The organism is Streptomyces sp. NPDC051684, assembly GCF_044453445.1.
Classification (GTDB): domain Bacteria; phylum Actinomycetota; class Actinomycetes; order Streptomycetales; family Streptomycetaceae; genus Streptomyces.
Window position 1 is genome coordinate 40,416 of the sequence record NZ_JBITCS010000003.1, and the last position, 21,868, is coordinate 62,283.

Here is a 21,868-nt window from a genome sequence, read left to right on the forward strand (position 1 = left end):
CGAAAACCGGGTGATTTCGCCCCAGTCGCCCTCTGTAATAGCACTCATGACCGACCGCACCTATGTCCCTGGCCTGTGGCGCTATTTCCCGGATGATCGCCCTGAAGATCTCACTCTCATCGTGGAGACACCCGATGGGCCCCACGTGCGCCGCATCGCCCCGGCCCTTCCACTTCCGTCTCACGTAGAGCCGGGAGTGGGCGCGGAGTTGGCCATCCACCAGGCAGCAGCCACCTGGGGACTGCCCGACTTCGTCTTCGAACCTTCCTACGCTGTCAAAGGCTCAGGGCGACGAGAGCAGGGAGACCGCCTCCTGCTGAGTGGATCCCGTGGCACGGTACTGCAAAGCAAACGTCGCACAGTGACGCCAGGGGACACGGACGGCGAGCGTTCCTGGCTGCAGAAGAACGCGAACAAGGCCCTCAAGCAGGCCAAGGGAACGGTGCGGCAACTGCGCTTGTGCAGCGCCGAAATGACCAACGGACGCGGTCGATCCCTGCAAGTGGACGGCAACGCGTTCGAGTGGATCGCGCTCGTGGTTCTGGATCACGAACAGGTCCCTCCAGGGACATGCCTCGATCTCGGAGCGCCGGGAATGCCGGCCATCACCGTCACCCGCCGGGACCTCGACTTCCTCTTCCACCAACTGTGCTCAACCACAGCAGTTCTTGACTATCTCTTCCGCGTGGCCGATTTGCCTGCCGTGGCGTTGGGGGAAGAGCCCATGCGCTATTACGAGCTCGCAAGGGCTGACCTCGACACTCCACCAGGGTCGATCGACCTCCGCCTCTTCGGCCCTGATGCGCAGGTAGCCTCCGCTCCTCAGTTGCCGCAGGCCCCGGCTGGAGCTGACGGCAGTCAAGCGCACCGCATGATCCGAATGGTTCTGGAAGACCTTGCCACCAGCCCGCTTCAAGAACCGATCACGGAGGCCAACCGCCTGACCGTGCTACACGACGTCGACCGGCTGCCTGTAGCCACCCGCGCCGACTGGGGACGCCTCCTGCTGGAGATGCTGGACGATGTTCCACACGTGCCTGACGGCCACTGCAAATGGCGCTTCCGACGCCAAGTCGACGATGACGGCCTGCGACAACTAATCTTTGGCGCTGCCACCCGCTTTGCACCGGAGATCCAGGCGTCCTTCTCCGCCTACGTCCAACTCCGCCACCATGAGGTGCAGCAACGAATCGGCGCAGCCGAAGAGACAGCCACTCTCGGCGTTCTGCTGACCCCGCGGCACGATGGCTATCGCCTTTGGGACACAACAATGGTGCGGACCCACGGGCTCAGTCAGCTGACGGCAGAGGAACTCCAGGTCTACGGCGACCTTTGGAACCGAAGCAGCGCCGGGCCCGAGTAGGTCTAAAGGCCTGCGCCTCCGGTGACTACTGTTCCGCACCCCGTCCGAGCCTTTTCATAGGCCGACCAGTCATTTCCAACCGTCGAGGGATACCTCCGGACCGCCCTCCAGGTAGCGGTGCAGCGCGCTGTCGGTCGTATCGACGAATTCCTCGGGGATGGCGTCAGTGTCGACCCACCGCACCTGGGCGTGCTTGTGCGGCTCACGGTTCTCGGGGTCGCCGCTCCACTCGTGGACTACGAAGACGACCGTCAGGAAACCGTTGGGCGCCTCAACTCCCCATGCTCCGTGGATGATGTGGGCGACCTTGAGCGCCTCCGGCTTCACGACCAGGCCGGTCTCCTCGTACAGCTCCCGTACTGCGGTCCGCGTGATCGGCTCCCTCGGTTCGCTCTTGCCGACCGGCAGGTCCCACTTGCCTCGGGCGAACTTGGCGTTCTCGCCGCGCTGCAGCAGCACGATGCGGTTGGTGGCCTTGTCGTGGACGATGACGGCCGCGACCAACAGGGTCATGGATTCGAGGGCGGGCTTGAGGGCTTGAAGGCGCGAATTGGTCGTCGGCTTGGCCACAGAGTTCCTTTCATCGACCTGGTTGTGGGGCAGGCAGGTTGAGTGGATTTCTAGACGGCTGTGGCCATGTGCTCGTGAAACGCGGCGGCGTGCCGGCTCATCCCGCGCTTCCACGGTGTCGGGGACTCCTCGGCGATCTCCCGCCACAGAGCCGCGTTGGCGGCGGCGAAGGCGCACTTGGCTGTCCGTCGTGCGGTTCGCCAGGACGCGAACCGCCACGCGAATGCCTCCGCGTCTGCCACCGGGTGGCCCGCGTCCATGAGGCGCAGGATCAGGACGGCGGGGTCGATCCAGGCGGCGCCGCGGGTGGGCCAGGCCCAGTCGATGATGTGGGCTCGGTCGTCGATGAGGACGTTGTCCGGGGCGAAGTCGGTGTGCAGCAGCCGGTCTCCTGCGAAGAGGTCGGCTGTGCCTGGCGGTGCGTACGTGCCCCATCGCTGCTCGGCGCGTTTCAGGTCGACGTCCGGGGCCTCGACCTTCTGGAGTTCGTCGATCGCGGCCACGAGGAGGTCGAGGTCGGGTGAGCCGGGCCGGTAGTCGGCGTGCCGTGCCTGGAGGACCTCGTAGCCGAGGAGGTCCCAGCCTCCGGCCTCGATGTGCCAGTGGAGGCGCGGGCTGGCCGCTGGGAGATACGGGTTGATCACGGCTTCCCGTTGTTGGGCGTGGACCTGGGGGTGGTCGTGGGGGATGCCTTTGACGAAGACGTGGCCGCTGTCCGTGTCGAGGAGTGCGGCGATGCCGGAGTTCATGCCGCCGCCTGCCGTGCGGGCTGCGTAGATGGTGCCGGTCTTGTCGGTGATCGCCTCGCGGACGGCGTCGTTCAGCTCCTCGAAGTGGAGCCGGGGCATGGCCATGCGGTGTCCTCGCCGGTGGGGTACGGGCTGCTGCCCCGCCCTCAGGGTAGGGGGCGAGGCAGCGGTTACTGAGCAGGGTCCGGGCTCAGTACGGGTTGTCGTCGCTGGCCGAGCAGTTGCACATCGCGGCCTCGGACTCCTTGTCGATGTCGCCGATGACGATGAACGTGTCGTCGGCGATGGCGTCGACGTCGAGCGGGATCGGGAGGGTGTCCGCCTCCTCTGCGGGAGGGCGCCGGCTGATGGCGACGAGTACGGGTTCGGGGCGCGTCGCGGTGGCGGTGGGTGGGGGCATGGCTAGTTCCTTCCGTGTTGGCAGTACAGCGATCGATCTGCCTCCGCCTCCTGGTAGAGCTTGGCCAGTGGTCGGCAGGTCCAGCAGGTGCCGGAGAGCTGACAGCCGGAGCATCCACCGGTGCGGAGCTGTAGGGACTCGGCGATGCCGCCGAGTCGGGGCAGGGCGTCGATGCCCTCGGTGAGGAGTTGCACGTTCGGGTCGCGGCCGACCTTGCAGATCGAGGCGACGCCGTGCGGGTTTACGTGGAAGAAGGTGTGGCCGGCGTTGCATCCGCGGAACGGGGTGCGGGCACGGAGGTGTTCGTCGGCCTGGGAGGCGAGCGGGTTCGCGGCGCCGTCGATGGTCGGCGACAGGTTGGTGAAGACGTGGTGGGGGAAGCCGAGCCGGTCGGCCAGGGCGCGCATCGCGTCGAGTTCGTGTGCGTTGCCGTCCGAGACGACGATGTTGAGCCGGACGGGCAGGCGGGCCTCGCGGGCTGCTTCGAGACCGCGGAGGAAACGACCGAACGCGCCTCGGTTGCGAGTTACTTGGTCGTACCTCTCGCTGGTCGCCCCGTACAGGCTGATCGTCAGGCGGTAGGGGCGATAGCGGTCGAACAGGTCCAGCATCCGTGGCTTGTGGAGTTGGGAGCCGTTCGTCGATACGGAGATCATCAGCCCGAGTTCGTTGGCGTACTGGTAAGCGGCGGGAAAGTCACGGTCGATGAGCGCTTCGCCGCCAGTGATCTGCAGCCAGAGGACACCGGCGTCCCGGAGGAGTTCGAGGAGCCGCTGCTTGCTGTCCCAGGGCAGCCCCTCGCGCTTCTTCTCGCCGAGGTAGCAGAACGCGCAGTCGTAGTCGCAGCCGAGGTTGATCTCCCAAGACGCGCGCCCGTAGGGGTGCTTGGAGGGCTCGCGTACGAGCAGGTCGGTGTCGAGAGGGTGGTCGAGGTCCATGTCCCAGGCTTCGCGGGCGGCGTCGCGCAGCCAGTCAGGGGCGGCGGCCCGGGCCGCCGTCGCGGCACCCAGCTCCTTGTAGCGGGTCTCGGGGATACGGACGCCGGCTTCGTGGCCAGGGCGTACGAGCAGGTACTTGCCGAGGAACGGGCTGGCGATCATGCGGTGCATCTCGGGCCTCCACGGGGCAGGGGGCTTAGGGCAGTCGGCGTTCCGGCGGGAGACCGGGCCGGGCGACGAACCCGGCGGCGGATCCGGGTGGATCGAGTACGTCCGCGAGGGCGCCAGCGGCGCGCGCAAGGTTCTTCACGTGCGCGTACACGAGGTAGTCGCTGTCGAGCGGCGTCGGATTCGCAGGTGAGCTCAGCACGCGGTACGCGGAACGGAACACGGCCATCGTGGCGGGGCGTTGGTCGGGGTAGTCCGCGCGGATCATCCGCTGCACCAGCTCCGTCAGCAGCTTGTTGTCCGCGTCCAGACCCCCGCGACTCGTCTCGGACAACACCAGCGCCTCGGCCTTCCGGACGACGGCGCGGACCAGCTGGTACTCAATGGGTTCCTCGGCAGGAAGACCGACCCGGGCGTCTGCACCGCGGGCCGGGACACCCGTGGTGGCATCTTCTCTCGCGTTCGGTGCACGTCTGCTGCTCACAGCAGGATGATGTCTACGCACGGTGATACGGGACTAGGTCAGGCCGTGGCCATGTGTGGCCACGGTGCGGCCATGGCCGGAAGCGGGCGCGATGGCACTTCAGACTGCACGTGTGAGCCGCAATGATGCGCTGAGAGCCGCGCGCCTCGGCAAGGGCTGGCGGACTGTGGAGAAGGCCGCCGCCGCGCTGAGCGTGCACGGCCAACAGCTTCTCGACGACCGGCACTTCACGGTGTCCGCGCGTACGTGGCGGCGGTGGGAGGGCGAGCGCCCTGGATGGCCGAACGAAGAAACGGCCATCGTGATCCATGACGCGCTCGGGCGCTGGCCAGAGGATCTCGGGTTTACCACGCCGCCGGGGTGGATCCGACCGGAACACCACGAAGAGGAAAAGGTGAAGCGTCGCGAGTTCGGCCTCGTCACCGCTGCCGCCCTGGTCCCGGGGCCGGTTGCGCGGCAGCACGTCGACCCCGCCCTGGTCTCGTACTTTCAGGAACAACTCGAGGGCCACTATCGCGCTGACATGCTCCTCGGGCCGCACGACCTGATCGGCACGGTGAGCGCCCAGTACCAGCTCATCGACAAGCTCCTGCGCTCGGCGAAGGGCGAGACCCGAAACGGTCTGCTCCGGGTGGGCGCGGCCTACGCGGCGCTCGTCGGCTGGCTCTATCAGGACGCCGGGGACATGCAGGGCGCGAGCTTCTGGCGAGGCGTCACCCAGGAGATCGCCATGCGGTCCCGCGATCCGCACCTGGTCGGCTACAGCCTGGTGAACCAGGCCCAGGTGAGGACCGACCTAGGCGACGGTCACGCGGTCATCGACCTGTGTGAGGCGGCGCTGATCGACGAGCAGCAGCTGGTTCCGAAGGTCCGGATCATGGCGCGACAGCAGCAGGCCCACGGTGCGAGCCTGAACAACGACCGCAGTGCGGTCGACCGGCTGCTCGACGACGCCGACCGGCTGCTGCCCCGAGTCGATGACGACCTGCCCTGGGGCAACACCTGCCGTCGCACCCCCGGCTATCTGGAGGTGCAGCGCGCCACCTGTTACGGGCGCCTCGGTCTCGGCCGTGAGGCCGGCGACCTGTGGGACCAGGTCCTCCGCGGTGTCCCGGAAACGGCGCGCCGGGACCGCGGGGTCTACATGGCCCGGCAGGCCACGGCCGCAGCAGGTGCGGGCGATCCCGATCAGGCCGTGCACATCGCGCGGGCCGTCGCCGACATCGCGGTGGAGACCAGGTCGGCCCGCATGCGGCGCGAACTCGGCACTCTTCACCGCGCGATGCGCCCGTGGCACGATGCCCCGATTGGCCAGGAGCTTGCCGAGGCCCTGGCGCCCGTGATCGAGGGGAGCTGAAGCGTGGCCGAGAACCCGGTGCCGCTGACCGAGGACGAGATCGTGATCGCGCTTGACGGCCTGCCCGGGTGGCGCCGAGACGGCGACGAGATCACGCGTACGTTCGGCATCCGGTACCACGGTGGCGTCGCGCTGATCGTGCACGTGGCCGACGTGGAACGGCTCATCGGCCACCACGCGGACATCGACCTGCGCTGGGACACGATTCGCTTCGGGATCACCACGCACGATGCGGGCCACAGGCTGACCGCCGCTGACTTCGACCTGGCCCACCGGATCGACGACATCGCGCAGGCTCACGGCGCCGAGTCCCTCAGTCAATAGGCAGCGCTGGGCCGGCTTCGGGCTCACTTCTGCGCAGGAGTTCCACGACGGTCGCCACGCTCCGTGGCCCACCACGCTGTTGATCACCGCGCGCAGGCTCTGACCGCCGTTCTCGCACCAGCCCTGCTCGTGCAGTTCGATCCGTACGTCGGGATGCTCCCCGAGCACCTCCTGACCGTGGTCATCCGGGCCGTAAGCCTGACGGCACTACCGCCCACGGCAGCAGCGGCGTAACAGGAAGACTCCCGGCTGGTCCCCATGGCGACGCGGGACGGGCCCGACCGCCAAGCGATCGGGCCGGTCCGTCGCGTGTTTGCCTGCTGGCCACCTGCCGGAGGTGATCAGCAGTAGTTGGCTAGTGGCTCGTGTCGAGTTCCTCGTTGACGGCCGAGGCGAAGATGACTCCGGCGAGCCAGGCGTCCTTGTCGGGGCCCTGCGCGGGGATGATCAGACGCCGACGAACCCATGGTTCTTGCTGGTTCGGCAGGTCGACGATGCTTTCCACCCAGACGCCGTCCTCGTCCTCCGAGAAGGCGAGGTCGCGGAGCGTAGCTCCGCGATCCGTCAGATCGGAGGCCAGGCCGTCGACGACCTCCGACCGGAACTCCTCAAGGTAGTCCCCGTATTCGGTGATCAATGCCATTCCACTTCCTAGCAGCCGCAGTCGTAGTAGTAGGCCGTGATGATGCCGACGGGACGGTGGTCCTTGGACCGGGAGTCCACTCGTTCGGTGAACACCACCTTCATGGCGCCGGCACGGACGTTACTGAAGGTGTTGCTCTGGAGCTTGCACGTGGTCTTGCTGCCCTTGGATCCGCATTTTCCGCGGTCCAATGTCTTGTCGATGTCGCGTTTCATGTTCGACCAGCTGGAGATCTGGTCGCCGTGCCCGGATTCGATGTGCCGCTTACCGAATCCGTCGATGCTTGCTGCGTCCTTCTGCCCTACGCGCAGCGGGAGGTCCTCGCCGTCGGGACCGAAGTGGGTGGAGTACACACTCCAGTCGATGGGGTTGGGGTTAGTGGCTGCCTGCGCCGGCGCGACTGCCGCGCCGAAGAGGCCGAGCGTGATTCCCAATGCCGTGATGCCGACACGCTTCTTTGTAGCCGAGAACATCAAACTCCCCGTGGTGATGCTGGTGCTATTGACCGCCGATCTGGTCAGTGATGCGGCGGCCGGTCGCCGGTCATCCTTCTTTCGAGATCAGGTCGGGTCAAGCATGTTGGGGCCGTGCCCGGGTGCGTGTGAGGAGTCCTTCGTGTCACCGCTTGGGGCGTCGGATGGGCTCGGGGCGTGCCTGCTGTGCAGCTGTGATGACGCTGGCAGGCGCAGTGAACCGAGGAGGCGCGCCATGGATGCTGCGGGCTTGCGCGGCACGGGCCAGTGGGCTGGGCGCCGGACGGGCGGCAAGACGTTGAATTCGCCAGGTGAGGGCCCTGGCCGGGTACTCGGCGTCGGACAGAGTGCGTCGGTCAACAGCCGAGCGCAGAATCTGCTCGGGGGTGTGTCCGGCCTCCTCTGCCTGGACGAGCATTGTGGTGAGCGCGTCGAAGGCGGCATCCTCAACGATCTTCTCGGCATAGTCGGGCACGACATCGCGGACCAAGGCGATGTGCCGATCGACGGTGAGCTGGGGAGGCCGTTGCCGGGCAAGCGCTGCCATAGGGGCGGCGGCTGCTTCGTCGTAGGCGGCCTGGATGTGGAGCTGAGTGCGCTGAGCGGCGGCTACCTGCTGGTTGTGGTGGCGGCGCTGGTGCCAGCGAGCGGCGGCGAGCGTGGCCAGAAGCGCGGCGTCGAGGAACATCGCCAACGCGGCTCCGTCCTTCGGTGACGGCGAGCGCAGGATCGCGCGGACCGCTCCCCGCAGGGCGCGAGCGTGTTGGTGCTCGGCCTGTACGCGAGAGCGGACGGCACGTTCGAACTCCGTTGTCGCCTGCCGAAGTGGAGCCTGCAGAGGTGCGGGCGCGACGAAGGGTAGGGCGTCGAGGGCTTCGCCGAGGGCGTTGATGTGTGCTTGGGCGGCCTCGTCGTCGACGTTGCCGTCGAGGTGGTGGGGGATGCGTTCGACGGCGGCTGTTGCCTGATGCCAGGGGTTGGTGCGCCGCCCGGCGAACTGTTCTCCGTTTTGCGGGGCGAGGTCGTCGAGGCGCTTTTTGATCTTTGGGAAGGACAGGTCCGGGGCGAGTTCGGAGCCGGAGAACCAGACAGGATTGCCGGCCTGGTTGGTGTCGCCGGTGACAGCGATGGTGTAGCCGCGGATGTCGCCGGACGGGAAGTGCTTGACCTCGACCTGGACGCCGTCGGTGTGGGCGAGCAGGTGCAGGAATTCCTCGGTGCTGCGGGCGGCGGCCACGAGGGTGCGCACGGTGGTGCGCAGGTGCTCGCGCGGGGTGTTGGCCCGGCCGTTGCGGTGGGCCTTCTCCTGCTCGGCGCGGGTGGGTCGCTTGGCGGCGGTGCGGTCGCCGCGCATGACCTGGAAGAGGCCGTACTCCTTCTCGATCCTGGCGAGTTCGCGGTCGGCGGTGAGGTAGTCGTTCCAGTGGCGTGCGGGGCGCAGGTCGGCGCGGACGGTGATGGCGGCGATGTGGATGTGGTCGGGCGCGTGGCGGACGGCGACCCAGCGGCAGCCGTCCGGATCTCCCTTCGGTGCGATGCCGGTGGTGGCGACGACGCGATGGGCGATGTCGGCCCACTCGTCGTCGGTGAGGTGGCGGTCGGTTGTGGCGGCGCGGATCGAGCAGTGCCACACGTAGCGTTCGGGGGCGCGGCCGTGGCGGCGGGCCTGGTTCACACGCAGGTCGAGGTCCGCCACGAGTTGCTTGCGGACGGCGTCGGGGTTCTCGGCGGTGCGGCCTGGGTCGGGGGCGAAGTTGTCCCAGGAGGCGACCAGGTGCGGGTCGGTGTGGTCGGTGGCCTTCTTGGTGTCGAAGAGGTAGCGGATGAGGCCGCCAGTGCTCTTGCCGCTGCTGATCTTCGCGATCAACGGGGCACCGCCTTGCTGGGCTTCCTGCCGTTGGTGACGGCCTGGTTGGCTCCGGCCGCGATGTCGGTGACGGCGCTGGCGGCCTTGGTGAGGGTGCGTTCGGCCTGGGCGAGCAGGGCGGTGTCGCCGGGGTGTGGCGTGCCGCCGGAGTTGAGCTTCTTGGCGATCTGGTTGGTGTTGCGGCCGATCGCCGCGACCTGTTCACGCAGGGCGGCCAGCTCGTCGATGTAGTCGTCGAGCTGGGTGCGCTGTCCTGGCAGGGCAAGGTCTCCGTGAAGATGCGCCATGACGACAGCACCGACGTAGTGGGCCCCAGCGATGTTCAGGGAGCGGGCCTTGGCGAGGATGGCCGCCTTCTCGGCGCTGCTGTAGCGGACGTCGACGCGTTCTTTGCGCTGCACGGGCTCGCGGCGTCGGCGGCGGGCGACGCGGTGCACGGCAGCTTCGTCGGCAGCGCGGGACGGCATGGATCGCGCTTCTTCGTGGTCGAGTGCCCCCTGGCGCTCGGCTGCCTCCGCCTCCCCCGGGGCGGAGGCTCCCCCGTTGGACCGGCCCTTGGACGGTCCAACGGGATACCTTGCTGCGCTGTTGGGTTGGGTGGTCGCCTCCTGCTGGGCGGTGTGCGGTTCGTGGTGATGCGGGGCGTACATGAGCTGGTTCTCCGGGAGTACGGGACCGGGGGCGAGGGGCCGCGTCAGGCGGCGTTTGCGGCGAGCTCTGGCTGGCCTGCGCTGGCATCAAGTTCTTTCTGGACGAGGCCCTTCAGCTGGTCTGCCTCGACCCGCCCGATCGTCAGGTCCTTCTCACGAAACGTGGCTTCGATGTGGCGGCGCGAGGCGCGGCCGTGGCGGCCAAGAGGCGCGGAGCGGGCGAGGGCCAACCGCTCGGCGGAGACGTCGGCGGGCAGTTGGTCGTGCGAGGCGGCGGTCGGCCTGCGCTCATTCGCCACGTTGATGGCATCCGGGGTCACATCGCCGGCAGGCGTGGGAGCCGTCTCCTCGCAGGTGACTGCGGGATGGCGTCGGATGACGATGTAGAGGTGAACAGCACCGGCCAGCGCGAGCGGAGCGATGGCGGACAGGACACCAACGGTGACGTCGTCGAGCCGAAGGCCGTCGCCATGTCGGCCCTGCTCATTGAGGCGGACGGCGTGCAGGGCGTTGGCCCAGATACTCGTCGTGGTGGCGGCACCGACCAGCGCCCACACGTACACGCGCGAGCGCAGCGGCGCGGTGCGCAGCATGAGCAGGGCTCCCACACCGATGGCGATGAACCCGTCGATCACAAGCGGGAAGGCGTACGTGAGCAGGCCGCGGATGTGGATGGCGACGGCCATCTGTCGCAGAGCGTCGTAGGAGAGGGCGAAGGCGAACGCGGCCAGCAGCGCGATGCCGGCGCGGACAGCAGACGTCCCTGGTATCGATGAGGTGCTGGTGGCGGTGGTGGCCAAGGGGAAGGGCTCCAGTGAGCTGGGCAGGGGCCACAGGCTGTGGACAGAAGGTGGCCGCTGCGAGGTGCGTGGACTCGTACCACTCGTTGCACGCCTGGTCAGAGCAGGTACGAGTGGATTGATGATGCCGAGACGACTCGTTGCGGGTCCGGCACCCGTCCCCGCGCTGACCTGCGCGGGGACGAGTGCGACGGGTCGAGTCGGGTCAGGCTGCGATGTCGGGCGCGGCCTCCGGCTCCGGGCAGTAGCGGGCCCAGGCGTCGAGGAACTGGTTGTGGGCGAAGCCCTTGGCCTGGGTGCCGTCGGGGAAACGGCGGTTGGCCGAGCCGATTCCGTAGTCCTTCAGCAGCAGTTGCAGTCCACGCGGGGTGAGGCCACCGGCGCCGTACTCGGCCCACGGCGCCTCTTTGTCCGCGTTGAGCTCGTCGAGCAGACGGCTTGTACGCAGCACGGTGGGATCGCCCTCGGCGGCGAACACCCGGCGGATGTCGACCAGGATGCGAGTCCGCAGGCCGCCTTCCTCGTCCTGCCCGGCCTCGTAGTCGGACATGGAGCGGCAGGCGGTGCGGGCGAACGTGGGCCACTCGCCACCGGCCAGGTCGGCGATCACGATCAGCGGTTCCCAGGTGTCCGCCGCGCGATCCTCGACCGGCATCACCGGCTCCGCCTCCAGCGCCTGCGGGTACAGCGGTTGGATCCAGGCGGAGAGGCGGTCACGGATGGCGTGCAGCGCCGGTGTGTCCCGTCCGGTGCGGAAGGCGGCCACCTCCTCACCGGCTGCCCGCCGCCGCATCCGGATCACCACGGACCGGTCCATGATCGTGTCGGGCAGGTCGCCGATCCCGGCCAGCGCCGCCATCGCGAACGTAGGGAATGCCTGCGGTTTGTGCTCGGGTCCGGACACCCGCAGCGTGGGACGGTTTCGCTGGTGCCCTGCGTTGAGGAGGCCGCGCAGGTCCTCGTTCTTCTCCGCCGCCTTGACGGATCCGAAGAGGGTGTCGGCCTCGTCGACCAGGAGCGTGGGCGGGTCCTCGTCGGTGATGGAGCGGAAGATCGCCGCCGGGCTGGCGTTGACCGTGATCAGGCGGTTTCGCACCGTCTCGGTGACCACGTCAAGGAGACGCGACTTGCCGCACCGTTTCGCCGGACCGACCACCGCCAGGCGCGGGGCGTGCTGCCACGCGGGCTGCAGGTGCGTGGCCGCCACCCACAACGTGACGGCGTGCAGAGCATCTTGGGATGGCAGGATCACGAACCGGGCTATCTGCGCTCGCAGTTCGTCCAGCAGCTCGGCCCCGTCCTTCGAGACGATCGTCGCGTCAGGGGAATAGGGATCTGGGGGCAGGGGTTGCACTCGGCAGCTCCTTGTCTGGCGGTGGCGGGCTCGCACGCCCTTGCCGCCGTGTCGGTTCACTTCGGGCCACAGGGGAGCCATCGGGCCTCCGGCGACGCACCGCCGGAGGCTCACCCCTTTCTCGCGGGCATACGGCCCCCGCGAGCGACCAGGAACGGTATGACCACACCCCGGCACAGTCCAGCGGGACTGTGTCAGCTCAGCGCAGAAGTCCTGCCGAAGCCCACGCCCCGTCACGCGGCCAGCCCCAGCAACTGGTGCAGCTCGGCCGTCACCACCCGGTAGGCGTTACCGAGCCTCAGGACCTTGCAGGGGTACTCGCCGCGCTTGGCCAGCTCGTACCCCTTGCTCCTCCCGAGCCCCAACGCCCGGTTGCCCGTCTCCAGGTCAACGGAGACCGGAAGGGCGAGCAGCTCGTCCCGGCTCATGCCGTCCTCACGCCCTGCGGCTTCGTTCTCGTGCACACGTACTCCATCCATGACTGAGCCCTCGGCGAACGCGACGACCGCGCCCGTCTCCAGACGTCCAAGAACCAGGATGGGCGAGCTAATGTGTTGCCATGACACAACACACTTCCGACCATGGAAGCGAGAGGGAAGAGGACGGCGACGACGTCCTCGAATGGGAGGACCACGTCATGGCCACCGTGGCCGGCGCGATCCGCAGACGGCGGAAGGAGCTGCGTTGGAGCGCCCAGGACCTGGCCGACAAGTGCGAGGAGGTCGGCTACCCGATCCCCCGCAACGTGATCGCCAACATGGAGTCCGGCCGTCGCGCCACCCTGCCCCTGGTCGAGGTCATGGTGCTCGCCAGAGCCCTGCGCGTGACTCCCATCAGCCTGATCTACCCCGTCGGCTACGTCCCCGAGGTCCGCGCCCTCCCTTACGAGGATCCGCGCCCGACCTGGGATGTCTTGCAGTGGTTCACAGGCCAGGACCCGGACTTCGGCTCCGAGGACTCGATGCTGGACCACTTCCTCGCTCACGACCTCGAACTCCGCTCCGCCCTGGCCGCCGTGGAGAGCGAGGACTACGAGCGCTGGAAGGTCAGGACTGCCGCCAACCACATCCAGCGGGAAGCCGCTGAGCGCGCCTTCGCCCGCTATGCCGACCAGGCCGCCAAGGCCAAGTCCGCTCTGGCCGAGTACCGCGACCTGATCCGCGCCGAAGGCGGCACCCCGCCCGACCTTCCATCGCAGCTCGACGACATCGATCCCCACACCTTGGAGGAGAACGGCCTTTGAAGGGCTCCACCCACCGCCGCTGCTACTGCCGCGATCCCGAGACCGGCAAGCCGCTCGGCAGCAAGTGCCCCAAGCTCGCAGGCCGAAAGCACGGCTCGTACTCGATCCGCCAGGAGCTTCCGCCCCGCGAGGACGGCACCCGCCGCTCGTTCAATCGCGGGGGCTACGAGACCCTCAAGGCCGCCCAGAACGATCTCGACCACGTCCGCTCCCTCATCGCGCTCGCCGACAGCGACGACCCTGACAGCGTCGAGAGGATCACAGCCCTCCTGGTTGAACTCACCACAGACAAGGCTCCGCTGCCCGAGATCGAGGAGACCCGGCGCCGCCTGAAGGCCGGCATCGACCTACGCGGCAGCATGACCGTCGGCGAGTGGCTGGACCTGTGGTTCGCGTCGAAGAAGAGTCGCCGGACGACGCTCAACAGCTACGCCTCCCACATACGCGTCCACCTGAAGCCCCGCATCGGGCACATACGCCTCGACCGCCTCAACGTCGGCCACCTGGTGGAAATGTTCGACGCCATCGCAGACGAAAACGAGGTAATCACCGCTGAGAACGCGGCCCGCCACGAACAAGTCGCCCGCACCAAGCCGCCCAAGCCCGGCCGCCCTGCAGCCGCCGAACGCGCTCGTCTCTCTGCCGAGCGGGCCAAGCTCGCCGACATGAAGCCGTTCCGGAGGCTGAGCGGCCCCTCCACCTGGCAGGGCATCCGCCGCACTCTCCGCGCGGCCCTCAACTCGGCAATCTCGCAGCAGCTCATCACGTTCAACCCGGCGTCCCACGTCGAGATGGCCTCAGGCCGGCGCCCCAAGCCCCTGCTCTGGACCGACGAACGGGTCCGCCGCTGGCGTGCGACCGGCGAGATCCCCGGCCCGGTCATGGTGTGGACGCCCGCCCAGTTCGGCGCGTTCCTCGACGCGGCCGAGGGGGATCGCCTGTACGCGGCCTTCCACCTCATGGGCACTCGCGGCCTCCGCCGAGGCGAGACGGTCGGCCAGGACTGGCACAACGTCGACCTCGTCGGCGGGCAGATCACGCCTTCCAAAGAGATCGTGGTCGACGGCTGGGACACGTACGAGTCGGATCCCAAGACGGACGGCAGCGCCGACACCATCGCGTTGGCCAGCATGAACGTCCTCGTCCTGCGCGAGCACAAGGCGCGTCAGGACAAGGAGCGCGCGAAGTGGGGCCCTGCTTGGCAGAACACCGGCAAGGTCTTCACCCAGGAAGACGGCTCCTGGCTCCACCCCGAGACGCTCTCCGCGACCTTCCGTCGCATCCTCGCCACCACCGACCTGCCACCCATCACCCTCCGGGACCTGCGGCACGTGGCCGCGACGCTCACGCACGGCGGAGGCGGCGACATCCACACGGTGAAGGCGACCCTGCGGCACTCCACCATCGCGCTGACCTCGGACACGTACACGAGCCTGCTGCCGGAACTCGACCGGGAGATCGCGGAGAAGGCGGCGGGCTTGATCCCCCGCGCCTGCGTGCCGAAGCCTGCTACTCCAGAGTCGCCCGCCCAGCAATCGTCCACCTCGTCGGCTCACGCATCGCTCGCGCAGTGGCTCGCGAACGAAGAAGCGCCCGAGCCGACCTAAGCCGACCCGGGCACTGGCTAGCAGGTCGGCATAGGTTTCCGGCCCACTACTCTTTGTCTGCTGGTCAGACCGCTCGCCGCGCGGTACATCCAAAACATGACCCCGCACCACGAGTATCCCGCATGGGCGCCGCGCGGTGCAGTCGTTGTGTAGGCGACGACACGCCGTGGCCATGACCTTCCTCCAATGGACTGCACATGTACGCGTTTGAGACCTGACTGACGGGCGCCCACGTTCCCAGCCAAATCGACTGCCGTAAAAAGTTGGGAACCCACTAGGGAATCATCCATTCCGCCTTCCCGGCTCACGCAACCTACATAATTACCCCATTTGTCCAACATATCCGGAGGGGCCGATTCCTTGATGTTTGGAAAGCGAATTCTATGGGGAGCGCTCGCTCAAGTTTGCGAAAACATGCCATCTTCAACTTTCCCGGCGGCGCGTATCGGAACGCGCCGCTCTCGCATTAAGAGGAGAAGAAATTCGGCATGCATAGATCCATTGTTGGTGCTGTGGTCGCTGGCGCACTCCTGGCCGGCGGAGCCGTCACGGCGTCGTACGCAGCCGACTCGACGTCGGCTGCGTCGGTACCGGCGTCAGCCCCCGTGAAGGTGGCCGACGCCAAGGCCGACGGAAAGACCCTTTTCAACGGCCTGTACTTCGGTCAGGGCGACGTCGGGGCGAAGCTCCTCAAGAGCGACGCCTACATCGGTGACGAGTCGGGCCAGCTCCAGGAGAACGGCACGGACGAGGCTCACAAGGCGATCGCGGATCTCACCGCCGCGATAGACAAGTCATCGCCTAAATTCTTCAGTGATTTCTCCGCTGACATTCGCAGCGGAAACCCTTTCCGCGTCAAGGCGGCTGTCGAGAACGGCGCCGCCGAGGTGGCCAAGGTGGCCAAAGTGGAATCCCAGGACGATGCCAACAGCCCCACCTGCCTGGTCACCGTGAACGTCGGTGCATTCGTCAACGTGGTGGCCGGCATCAACGCTGCCACCCAGGCGAACGTGGTACTGGAGCTGAACTTCTGGTGGGGCTCTTCGGCCGCATCGCCCGCCCCGGAACGCAGTGACCAGCAGATCGCCCGGTTCACCGAGCAACTGCGCGTCATCTGACGCACTGACCACCTTGCGGCAGGCAGCTGCCCGGCTGCCTGCCGCATCCCCGGCAGCAGGGCAAGCGGGAAGGACGCACAAGGGCATGGCAAGGCTCAAGGACTGGCAGGACCGACTACCGCTGGCTGTGGGGGAAGCACTCTCCTTCGTTCGCTTCACCCGTCGTTGGGTGGTGCTAGCTGCCGTGGCCTGGCTGGTGCCAGTGCTGTACGTGGCCCAGATCCACCTGCCGGGCAACGCCCTCACCTTTCCCGGGCAGACGGCGATGGCGCCCACCGTCAACCGGCTGGCTCCGCAGGGATGGAGCTTCTTCACCAAGTCGCCACGCGAGAGCGAACTACAGCCCTTCGTCCTGCGCGACGGCGCCTGGCAGGACCGGCTGCTCGCCCCGCATGGCGCCCCGCACAACGCATTCGGGGTGAATCGCCGCTCGCGCTCGCAAGGCATCGAGATGGCGCTGCTGCTCTCCAAGGCCCGCAGTCTGCGTTGGACGGCCTGCGACCGGGATTTGGAAGCGTGTCTGGCGCGTGCGACGCGGCACGGACATGTCACCAATCGCACTCCTGAACCGACGTTGTGCGGCACGGTCGCTCTGGTCGAGCAGAAGCCGGTGCCGTTCGCGTGGCGCCACCTCCTTCCGGGCACACACACCCCCGACCGTCTCACCGTCCTGGACGTGACATGCTGAACACGTCGGTACGTATCCCCGCGCCCTGGACCAATGTCTACGGTCTGGCCCGTACCCTTCTCGCCCTCGGCACACTGCTGACTCTGGCTTTCAGCGACTCCGCGACACTCTTCCGCCCAGTCGCCTTCCAGGGCGACCACCCGTCCTGTCGCGGCGTGGAGGCCGGCGGCGCCTTCTGTCTGGCCGGCCACGATCAACTGGACTGGATGCGATGGGCCTGTGTGCTGGTCCTGCTCGTGGTGGCCAGCGGCTGGCAGCCCCGGCTGACGGCACTGCCACATGCCTACGTCAGCTTCAGTGTGTTTACCGGCATCGCCATCGGTGACGGCGGCGACCAGATGACCGCTGTGCTCACCCTGCTCCTGCTGGTGCCCGCGCTCGGCGACCGCCGTCGCTGGCACTGGGCAGGCGCCGACCCAGAACGCCCGCAGGCACGTTGGGTACTCCTTGCCGGGACCACGGCCCTTGTCGTGCTGCGCCTCCAGATGTCAGTGGTGTACTTCCAGGCGTGCATCTCCAAGCTGTCGCATCCGGAATGGGCCGACGGCACCGGCATGTGGTACTGGGGCAACAGTCTGGCATTCGGCGCGTCCGGATGGCTGCACATGCTGGCCGGTCCGGTGCTTGCCAACCCTGTCGGGGTCGCCGTAATGACCTGGGTGCCGCTGTTCATCGAGATCTCCCTGGCAGCCACGCTGCTGCTCTCCCAGCGCAAGCGGTACGTGGTACTCGTCGCCGGCTTCGGCTTCCACCTGTGCATCGCCCTGATGATGGGCCTGTGGAGCTTCGCGCTGGCCATGTGGGCGGGACTGCTGCTGTTGTGCCTGCCGCTGGGCGGGGAATTGCAGCTCCGGCGGCCACGTACGGATGAGGATCCGGGTCAAGAGCCTCCGGTCCAGGCCGAGCGCAGCAACTCGATGGTCCCGGACTCGGAGAAGCCTGCCTCGCGGGCCTCGGTCACCAGCTGAGCCGCAGCCATCTGCAGCCTCGCCCGCGCCGGGGCGGCGACCACCACAGCACCGCGTCCTCGGCGCAGATCGATCAGCCCCTCACTGCGCAGCTGTTGGTAGCCGCGCAGCACAGTGTGCACGTTGACCCCGAGCAGTTGCGCCACGTCCCGGGCGGCGGGCAGTCGTTCGCCGGTGGCGATGGCGCCGTCCGCCAGCGCGCGCCGTACCGACGCGGCGATCTGTTCTCCCAAGGGGGCCGAGGAGCCCGGGTCGATCCTGATGAGCATCTCAGCCGCTCCGCCGGTCCTCTGCCACCGTCAGCAGGTCGCCCAGCAGCCCTGCGGCCGTGGCCGCGTCGTCCACGACCACGACGAACTGCTTTCCGTCGTCGAGGTCCAGCCACACTGCTTCACCTGCGTGCAGGGCCAGGCCACGCCGGCCCTGAGTGATCCGATAGCCCCAGCCGCCGAGGTCGGGCAATGGCCTGGCCTGTGCCACCCATGCCCGCTCGATGCGCTGTAGCGGTACCTGGATCCGCGGGACCCGCAACAGCGGCAACCGCACGGTCAAACCCTCACCGTCGACCGTCACCCTGGCGGCGGCCAAGGCAGCGAGCAACAGACCGACCGGCCACAGCCAGTAACCCGGGTTCCATCCCAGTACCCCGGCAGCGACGGCCGCCACTGCCGCGAGCAGCCCCGCGCCGACCAGCCATCGCGGCCCGATGCTGCGTACCCACACCGCGCGCTCCCCCTGCCGCAGCCCGATGCTGCGGGACTCCTTCGGATGCCCTGCCTCCTCCGGCCGCTCATCCGATGTCAGTACCCACACCACCGCGGCGATCACCACGACCGCACCGACGGCAACCGCCAGATGCCACATGGGCATCCGCACATGGATCGCGCTGTCTGCACCGGCGTTCACCAGCACGGCCACACTCAGCAGATAGCCCAGACCTACTGCGCTGGCCGCCGATGTCATGTAGAGCGCCCGCAACGAACGCGACCCACGTACCGCGCTACTCGACAACCCGGCCCCCAGGCACAGCAGGACCAGTTCGGACATCAGAAGCACCGCCACAGGCGACCCCGACCCGTTAGAGTCCCCGCCCGCCCCGAAATGCATGGCCATCGGGTCGGGGAGACTCGACCACGACAGGGCGAACACCACCCCCACCGCCACCGCAGCCACCACACACGGCACTCCGACGAGCACTCGCGGAAGCAGCGCACCGCGCCGGCCCGACGCACCTACCCCGGACGTCCTTGACGTCCCGTCCCGCTGGCCCATGCAACCCCCTAATTGTTCGCATAAAACTAGAACAAGTCTGAGGCTAGCGCGCACGATGGCACTTGACCAGTGGATGGCAACGAGGAACGCCGACAACGGCTCCGCCGGAAGCCCGGCAAGTCCTCTGCTCAGGCACAACAATGTCCCCGTACGTACTCTGAGGCGGTTTACGCACACCGGGCGTTCAGGCGCTGCGGCGCTACCGGCGGGCCGCGGTCTTCTGGGACGCGGCCTTCGTGGTGCCGCCGGCAGGCGTCTTCTCCGTGTTGGTCTTGGCCGTGGTCTTCTTCGCGGGGGTGCGCTTCTTTGGCTTCAGCGAGTCCAGGATGTCGGCCCAGACGCCTAGACGTCTCCTTTCCCGCCATGGAACGGGGCCCGGCAAGCAGCACGCGTGCCGGGCCCCGTTTCCACGTTCACGGCAGCACAACGACCCGTCGCAGCCGGAGGGGGATGGGGCTACGGCGTTCTGGCCACGGCCGACCTCCCGACGGAGGCTGTGGGCCCAGCTCACGCAATGGTCACCCGGGGCATGGTCTACGGCCTCTGGGCCGAAGCCGTCCGCAGCCTGGGAAACGGCAACCTCATCCCTGTCGTCGACCGCGTGTACCGGCGGCAATCGCTCCAGCCTCTTGTCGAGGCGGCCCGCAAGATCACCGAGACGCCGTCCGTCCAGCCCGGTCACTTCCCGTGGTGCAGGCCCGACGGTTGCGTCGTAAGCCAGTACGACGACGGGGATACGTACACCGAGCACATCGGTCCCAGCATCACCATGCCCATCCCCAAGGGCATGGACGTCCATGATGACGAGCTGCTGCACGCTGTTCTCGTCGCAAACGAGAGCTACCTCAGTGGCCCCGAAGTCTCCTTCAACTCGGGCGGCAACGGCGTCCTCCTCGCCGCCGATCAGCTCGATGCCGTGATCGACGACCTCGCCGGCTTCCTCGACGGCCTTCGCTCTCTGCGTGGGCAGATGACCCTCGGGGCTTCCATTCGATCCGCCGCGCAACCGGCTCCTGCCGCCCCATCCGCTCACGCATCGCTCACGCAAGCCCCCGAAAACAAAGCAGCGCCCAAGTCAACCAATGCCGACTCAGACGCTGCGTAGCAGGTCAGAGGGGGTATCCCCCACCTACTTCCCGTAGACCCTGTGGGACTCGAACCCACAACCAATGGATTAAAAGTCCACTGCTCTGCCAATTGAGCTAAGGGTCCACCGCGCCGACCTGAGCCGACGCACCCCCGAGCATAGCCCGCCGAGACCGGGAGGCCGATCGGGTATCGGCATCCCGGGTCCCGCGCGCCGGACGGAACGTCAGCGCAGGAACCAGTGGCGGGCCGACACCGCCCACCACGTGCCCGCGAAACCGAGCACCACGAGGACCGCGACCGGGGCGTAGTTGAAGGTCTCCCAGGTGACCGGGGAGACCTGCGGCAGCATGAAGAGGATCGTGATGACGACGACCCAGGCCACCGCCACCACCCCGATCACCGTCGACCAGCGGCCCAGGTGCCACGGCCCCCGCTCGAACGCGTCGCCCTTGCGCAGCCGCAGGAACGTGGGAACGACGTACGCGATGTAGAGCCCGATGACGGCGATCGAGGTCACGGCCGCGTACGCCGTGACGTTGATCAGGTACGGCAGACCGAGGACCAGCGCGCCCGCCGCCGCCAGCCACACCGCCGCGACCGGCGTGCGCGTGCGCGGGCTCACCGTGTGCCACACACGGGAGAACGGCAGCGCCCCGTCGCGCGAGAAGGCGTAGATCATTCGGGAGTTGGCGGTCACGGACGCCATGCCGCAGAACAGCTGCGCGCCGATGACGACCAGGAGCAGCAGCTTGCCCGCCGTCGCGCCCAGCGCGTCGAGCAGGATCTGCGCCGGTGGCGCGCCCGTCGGCGAGTTCAGCGCGCCCTCGTACGACTGGATCGCGAAGGTGAAGCCGAGCAGGAGCACGAAGCCGGCGATCCACGAGGTCCAGATCGAGCGGACGATCCCCTTCGGGCCCGCCGTGGACGCGTCGTGCGTCTCCTCCGTCATGTGCGCCGAGGCGTCGTACCCGGTGAAGGTGTACTGCGCCATCAGCAGCCCGATGAGGACGACGTACGCGCTGCTGCCCCAGCCGGTGTTGTTCACGAACTCGCCGAAGACGAAGGACGCCGACTGGTGGTGGTCCGGCACGAAGGCCAGCGCGCCGACGATCACCGCGACACCCAGCACGTGCCACCACACGCTGACGCTGTTGAGGAAGGCGACGATCCGTACGCCGAAGGTGTTCAACAGGCCGTGCAGCAGCAGGATCCCGGCGAACAGGAGGATCGTGCGGCCCGGTGTCACCTCGAAGTCGAACTGGAGGTTCAGGTACGCCCCGAGGAAGGACGCCGCGCCGAAGTCGATGCCGGCGGTCACGGCCACCTGTCCCAAGACGTTGAACCAGCCCGTGAACCAGGCCCACGCCGCCGCACTGCGCTCCGGGGCGAGCCGGTACGCCCAGAAGTACAGCCCCGCCGACGTCGGATACGCCGAGCAGATCTCGGCCATCGCCAGGCCCACGAAGAGCGTCATCAGGCCGACGCCGACCCAGCCCCAGGTGATGAGCACGGGCCCGCCCGTGTTCATGCCGAACAGATAGAGCGTCAGACAGCCCGAGAGGACCGAGATGATCGTGAAGGAGACGGCGTAGTTGGAGAACGCCGACATGCGGCGGGCGAGGACCTGCGTGTAGCCGAGCTGGGCGAGGCGCTCCTCGTCGGAGCCCGCGGCCACGGCCGACTGCTGCGCGTCAGTGGCTCTGCTGGCATCACTTGTCATGCCAGCAGCGATTCCCTCGCCGG

General features: G+C 67.9%; 25 protein-coding genes, 1 tRNA gene and 2 pseudogenes. 10 read left to right on the forward strand and 18 right to left on the reverse strand.

Translation table 11 applies throughout. The features are described from left to right. The first annotated feature begins 46 nt into the window (after window positions 1-46). On the forward strand, window positions 47-1,363 hold the full coding sequence (locus ACIA8D_RS04350) for a hypothetical protein (protein ID WP_399228589.1): 1,317 nt from the start codon (window positions 47-49) through the stop codon (window positions 1,361-1,363). A 69-nt stretch (window positions 1,364-1,432) separates the two neighbouring features. Here the strand turns inward: ACIA8D_RS04350 and ACIA8D_RS04355 are convergent, their stop codons facing one another. The 5 genes from ACIA8D_RS04355 to ACIA8D_RS04375 form a co-directional block, all read right to left on the reverse strand. After that, entirely contained in the window at window positions 1,433-1,966 is a 534-nt protein-coding gene (locus tag ACIA8D_RS04355; protein WP_399229078.1) for an NUDIX domain-containing protein, read from the reverse strand. Between the two features lie 17 nt (window positions 1,967-1,983). Next, complete coding sequence (locus tag ACIA8D_RS04360; RefSeq protein WP_399228591.1) at window positions 1,984-2,787, reverse strand: aminoglycoside phosphotransferase; 804 nt, start codon at window positions 2,785-2,787, stop codon at window positions 1,984-1,986. An 85-nt stretch (window positions 2,788-2,872) separates the two neighbouring features. Beyond that, on the reverse strand, window positions 2,873-3,082 hold the full coding sequence (locus tag ACIA8D_RS04365; protein ID WP_399228592.1) for a hypothetical protein: 210 nt from the start codon (window positions 3,080-3,082) through the stop codon (window positions 2,873-2,875). 2 nt (window positions 3,083-3,084) lie between these two features. After that, window positions 3,085-4,191: a radical SAM protein gene (locus tag ACIA8D_RS04370; RefSeq protein WP_399228593.1), complete on the reverse strand. Its 1,107-nt coding sequence runs from the start codon at window positions 4,189-4,191 to the stop codon at window positions 3,085-3,087. Window positions 4,192-4,216: 25 nt separating this feature from the next. Continuing rightward, on the reverse strand, window positions 4,217-4,672 hold the full coding sequence (locus tag ACIA8D_RS04375; protein WP_399228595.1) for a hypothetical protein: 456 nt from the start codon (window positions 4,670-4,672) through the stop codon (window positions 4,217-4,219). Window positions 4,673-4,763: 91 nt separating this feature from the next. Between ACIA8D_RS04375 and ACIA8D_RS04380 the strand changes: the two genes are divergently transcribed. The 3 genes and pseudogenes from ACIA8D_RS04380 to ACIA8D_RS04390 form a co-directional block, all read left to right on the forward strand. Next, window positions 4,764-6,029 (forward strand): Twin-arginine translocation pathway signal, encoded by a 1,266-nt coding sequence (locus ACIA8D_RS04380; protein WP_399228596.1) that lies wholly within the window; start codon window positions 4,764-4,766, stop codon window positions 6,027-6,029. A gap of 3 nt (window positions 6,030-6,032) precedes the next feature. Next, window positions 6,033-6,353 carry a 4a-hydroxytetrahydrobiopterin dehydratase gene (locus ACIA8D_RS04385; RefSeq protein WP_399228598.1) on the forward strand — a complete coding sequence of 107 codons (321 nt, stop codon included), beginning with the start codon at window positions 6,033-6,035 and terminating at the stop codon, window positions 6,351-6,353. Window positions 6,354-6,363: 10 nt separating this feature from the next. Then, window positions 6,364-6,456: pseudogene (locus tag ACIA8D_RS04390) on the forward strand (SAM-dependent methyltransferase); the annotation flags it as partial. Between the two features lie 252 nt (window positions 6,457-6,708). Here ACIA8D_RS04390 and ACIA8D_RS04395 read toward each other — a convergent pair. The 7 genes from ACIA8D_RS04395 to ACIA8D_RS04425 form a co-directional block, all read right to left on the reverse strand. Beyond that, entirely contained in the window at window positions 6,709-6,996 is a 288-nt protein-coding gene (locus ACIA8D_RS04395; protein ID WP_399228599.1) for a hypothetical protein, read from the reverse strand. Window positions 6,997-7,004: 8 nt separating this feature from the next. Beyond that, window positions 7,005-7,469: a hypothetical protein gene (locus ACIA8D_RS04400; RefSeq protein WP_399228601.1), complete on the reverse strand. Its 465-nt coding sequence runs from the start codon at window positions 7,467-7,469 to the stop codon at window positions 7,005-7,007. Between the two features lie 145 nt (window positions 7,470-7,614). Beyond that, entirely contained in the window at window positions 7,615-9,336 is a 1,722-nt protein-coding gene (locus ACIA8D_RS04405) for a relaxase/mobilization nuclease domain-containing protein (protein ID WP_399228603.1), read from the reverse strand. Further along, window positions 9,333-9,803 carry a plasmid mobilization relaxosome protein MobC gene (locus tag ACIA8D_RS04410; RefSeq protein ID WP_399228605.1) on the reverse strand — a complete coding sequence of 157 codons (471 nt, stop codon included), beginning with the start codon at window positions 9,801-9,803 and terminating at the stop codon, window positions 9,333-9,335. The genes ACIA8D_RS04405 and ACIA8D_RS04410 overlap by 4 nt, the downstream gene beginning before the upstream one ends. 227 nt (window positions 9,804-10,030) lie before the next feature. Next, the gene (locus tag ACIA8D_RS04415) at window positions 10,031-10,786 is read right to left on the reverse strand and encodes a DUF2637 domain-containing protein (RefSeq protein WP_399228606.1); all 756 of its coding nucleotides are present in this window, start codon (window positions 10,784-10,786) and stop codon (window positions 10,031-10,033) included. 205 nt (window positions 10,787-10,991) lie between these two features. Beyond that, window positions 10,992-12,140: a DUF3631 domain-containing protein gene (locus ACIA8D_RS04420; RefSeq protein WP_399228608.1), complete on the reverse strand. Its 1,149-nt coding sequence runs from the start codon at window positions 12,138-12,140 to the stop codon at window positions 10,992-10,994. A gap of 233 nt (window positions 12,141-12,373) precedes the next feature. Then, window positions 12,374-12,568 carry a hypothetical protein gene (locus tag ACIA8D_RS04425; RefSeq protein WP_399229080.1) on the reverse strand — a complete coding sequence of 65 codons (195 nt, stop codon included), beginning with the start codon at window positions 12,566-12,568 and terminating at the stop codon, window positions 12,374-12,376. 131 nt (window positions 12,569-12,699) lie between these two features. Between ACIA8D_RS04425 and ACIA8D_RS04430 the strand changes: the two genes are divergently transcribed. The 5 genes from ACIA8D_RS04430 (at window position 12,700) to ACIA8D_RS04450 (ending at window position 17,764) form a co-directional block, all read left to right on the forward strand. Then, the gene (locus ACIA8D_RS04430) at window positions 12,700-13,383 is read left to right on the forward strand and encodes a helix-turn-helix domain-containing protein (RefSeq protein WP_399228610.1); all 684 of its coding nucleotides are present in this window, start codon (window positions 12,700-12,702) and stop codon (window positions 13,381-13,383) included. Further along, window positions 13,380-14,990 carry a tyrosine recombinase XerC gene (gene xerC, locus ACIA8D_RS04435; protein WP_399228611.1) on the forward strand — a complete coding sequence of 537 codons (1,611 nt, stop codon included), beginning with the start codon at window positions 13,380-13,382 and terminating at the stop codon, window positions 14,988-14,990. Before ACIA8D_RS04430 ends, xerC begins: the two co-directional genes overlap by 4 nt. A 611-nt stretch (window positions 14,991-15,601) precedes the next feature. Beyond that, complete coding sequence (locus tag ACIA8D_RS04440; protein ID WP_399228612.1) at window positions 15,602-16,108, forward strand: hypothetical protein; 507 nt, start codon at window positions 15,602-15,604, stop codon at window positions 16,106-16,108. 85 nt (window positions 16,109-16,193) lie between these two features. Then, window positions 16,194-16,796 (forward strand): SdpA family antimicrobial peptide system protein, encoded by a 603-nt coding sequence (locus tag ACIA8D_RS04445; RefSeq protein WP_399228614.1) that lies wholly within the window; start codon window positions 16,194-16,196, stop codon window positions 16,794-16,796. Then, a complete protein-coding gene (locus ACIA8D_RS04450) occupies window positions 16,790-17,764 on the forward strand; it encodes a sporulation-delaying protein SdpB family protein (protein WP_399228616.1) in 975 nt (324 codons plus the stop codon). The genes ACIA8D_RS04445 and ACIA8D_RS04450 overlap by 7 nt, the downstream gene beginning before the upstream one ends. On the opposite strand, the gene ACIA8D_RS04455 is transcribed toward ACIA8D_RS04450, so the two are convergent. The 4 genes and pseudogenes from ACIA8D_RS04455 to ACIA8D_RS04470 form a co-directional block, all read right to left on the reverse strand. Then, on the reverse strand, window positions 17,677-18,033 hold the full coding sequence (locus ACIA8D_RS04455; protein WP_399228618.1) for a GntR family transcriptional regulator: 357 nt from the start codon (window positions 18,031-18,033) through the stop codon (window positions 17,677-17,679). The genes ACIA8D_RS04450 and ACIA8D_RS04455 overlap by 88 nt on opposite strands. A 1-nt stretch (window position 18,034) precedes the next feature. Further along, window positions 18,035-18,811, reverse strand: coding sequence for a DUF1648 domain-containing protein (locus tag ACIA8D_RS04460; protein WP_399229114.1), 777 nt, complete (start codon window positions 18,809-18,811; stop codon window positions 18,035-18,037). Window positions 18,812-18,820: 9 nt separating this feature from the next. Continuing rightward, window positions 18,821-19,036, reverse strand: a pseudogene (locus ACIA8D_RS04465) (DUF1648 domain-containing protein); the annotation flags it as partial. 199 nt (window positions 19,037-19,235) lie between these two features. Next, window positions 19,236-19,418 carry a hypothetical protein gene (locus ACIA8D_RS04470; RefSeq protein ID WP_399228620.1) on the reverse strand — a complete coding sequence of 61 codons (183 nt, stop codon included), beginning with the start codon at window positions 19,416-19,418 and terminating at the stop codon, window positions 19,236-19,238. 147 nt (window positions 19,419-19,565) lie between these two features. On the opposite strand from ACIA8D_RS04470, the gene ACIA8D_RS04475 reads away from it, so the two are divergent. Further along, window positions 19,566-20,141 carry a DUF6907 domain-containing protein gene (locus ACIA8D_RS04475; protein WP_399228622.1) on the forward strand — a complete coding sequence of 192 codons (576 nt, stop codon included), beginning with the start codon at window positions 19,566-19,568 and terminating at the stop codon, window positions 20,139-20,141. Window positions 20,142-20,175: 34 nt separating this feature from the next. Here the strand turns inward: ACIA8D_RS04475 and ACIA8D_RS04480 are convergent. Next, window positions 20,176-20,248: transfer RNA gene (locus ACIA8D_RS04480), tRNA-Lys, on the reverse strand. 100 nt (window positions 20,249-20,348) lie between these two features. Next, a complete protein-coding gene (locus ACIA8D_RS04485; RefSeq protein WP_399228624.1) occupies window positions 20,349-21,845 on the reverse strand; it encodes an amino acid permease in 1,497 nt (498 codons plus the stop codon). Window positions 21,846-21,868: the final 23 nt, after the last annotated feature.

Excerpts from the sequence above, each read along its gene's own strand:
- ACIA8D_RS04455 (WP_399228618.1), bottom strand. The coding sequence starts at position 18,033 with ATGCTCATCAGGATCGACCCGGGCTCCTCGGCCCCCTTGGGAGAACAG.
- ACIA8D_RS04400 (WP_399228601.1), bottom strand. The coding sequence starts at position 7,469 with ATGTTCTCGGCTACAAAGAAGCGTGTCGGCATCACGGCATTGGGAATC.
- ACIA8D_RS04460 (WP_399229114.1), bottom strand. The coding sequence starts at position 18,811 with ATGTCCGAACTGGTCCTGCTGTGCCTGGGGGCCGGGTTGTCGAGTAGC.
- ACIA8D_RS04450 (WP_399228616.1), top strand. The coding sequence starts at position 16,790 with ATGCTGAACACGTCGGTACGTATCCCCGCGCCCTGGACCAATGTCTAC.
- ACIA8D_RS04350 (WP_399228589.1), top strand. The coding sequence starts at position 47 with ATGACCGACCGCACCTATGTCCCTGGCCTGTGGCGCTATTTCCCGGAT.
- ACIA8D_RS04380 (WP_399228596.1), top strand. The coding sequence starts at position 4,764 with ATGGCACTTCAGACTGCACGTGTGAGCCGCAATGATGCGCTGAGAGCC.
- ACIA8D_RS04370 (WP_399228593.1), bottom strand. The coding sequence starts at position 4,191 with ATGCACCGCATGATCGCCAGCCCGTTCCTCGGCAAGTACCTGCTCGTA.
- ACIA8D_RS04365 (WP_399228592.1), bottom strand. The coding sequence starts at position 3,082 with ATGCCCCCACCCACCGCCACCGCGACGCGCCCCGAACCCGTACTCGTC.
- ACIA8D_RS04410 (WP_399228605.1), bottom strand. The coding sequence starts at position 9,803 with ATGCCGTCCCGCGCTGCCGACGAAGCTGCCGTGCACCGCGTCGCCCGC.
- ACIA8D_RS04425 (WP_399229080.1), bottom strand. The coding sequence starts at position 12,568 with ATGAGCCGGGACGAGCTGCTCGCCCTTCCGGTCTCCGTTGACCTGGAG.
- ACIA8D_RS04445 (WP_399228614.1), top strand. The coding sequence starts at position 16,194 with ATGGCAAGGCTCAAGGACTGGCAGGACCGACTACCGCTGGCTGTGGGG.
- ACIA8D_RS04475 (WP_399228622.1), top strand. The coding sequence starts at position 19,566 with ATGGTCTACGGCCTCTGGGCCGAAGCCGTCCGCAGCCTGGGAAACGGC.
- ACIA8D_RS04395 (WP_399228599.1), bottom strand. The coding sequence starts at position 6,996 with ATGGCATTGATCACCGAATACGGGGACTACCTTGAGGAGTTCCGGTCG.
- ACIA8D_RS04485 (WP_399228624.1), bottom strand. The coding sequence starts at position 21,845 with ATGACAAGTGATGCCAGCAGAGCCACTGACGCGCAGCAGTCGGCCGTG.
- ACIA8D_RS04360 (WP_399228591.1), bottom strand. The coding sequence starts at position 2,787 with ATGGCCATGCCCCGGCTCCACTTCGAGGAGCTGAACGACGCCGTCCGC.
- ACIA8D_RS04430 (WP_399228610.1), top strand. The coding sequence starts at position 12,700 with ATGACACAACACACTTCCGACCATGGAAGCGAGAGGGAAGAGGACGGC.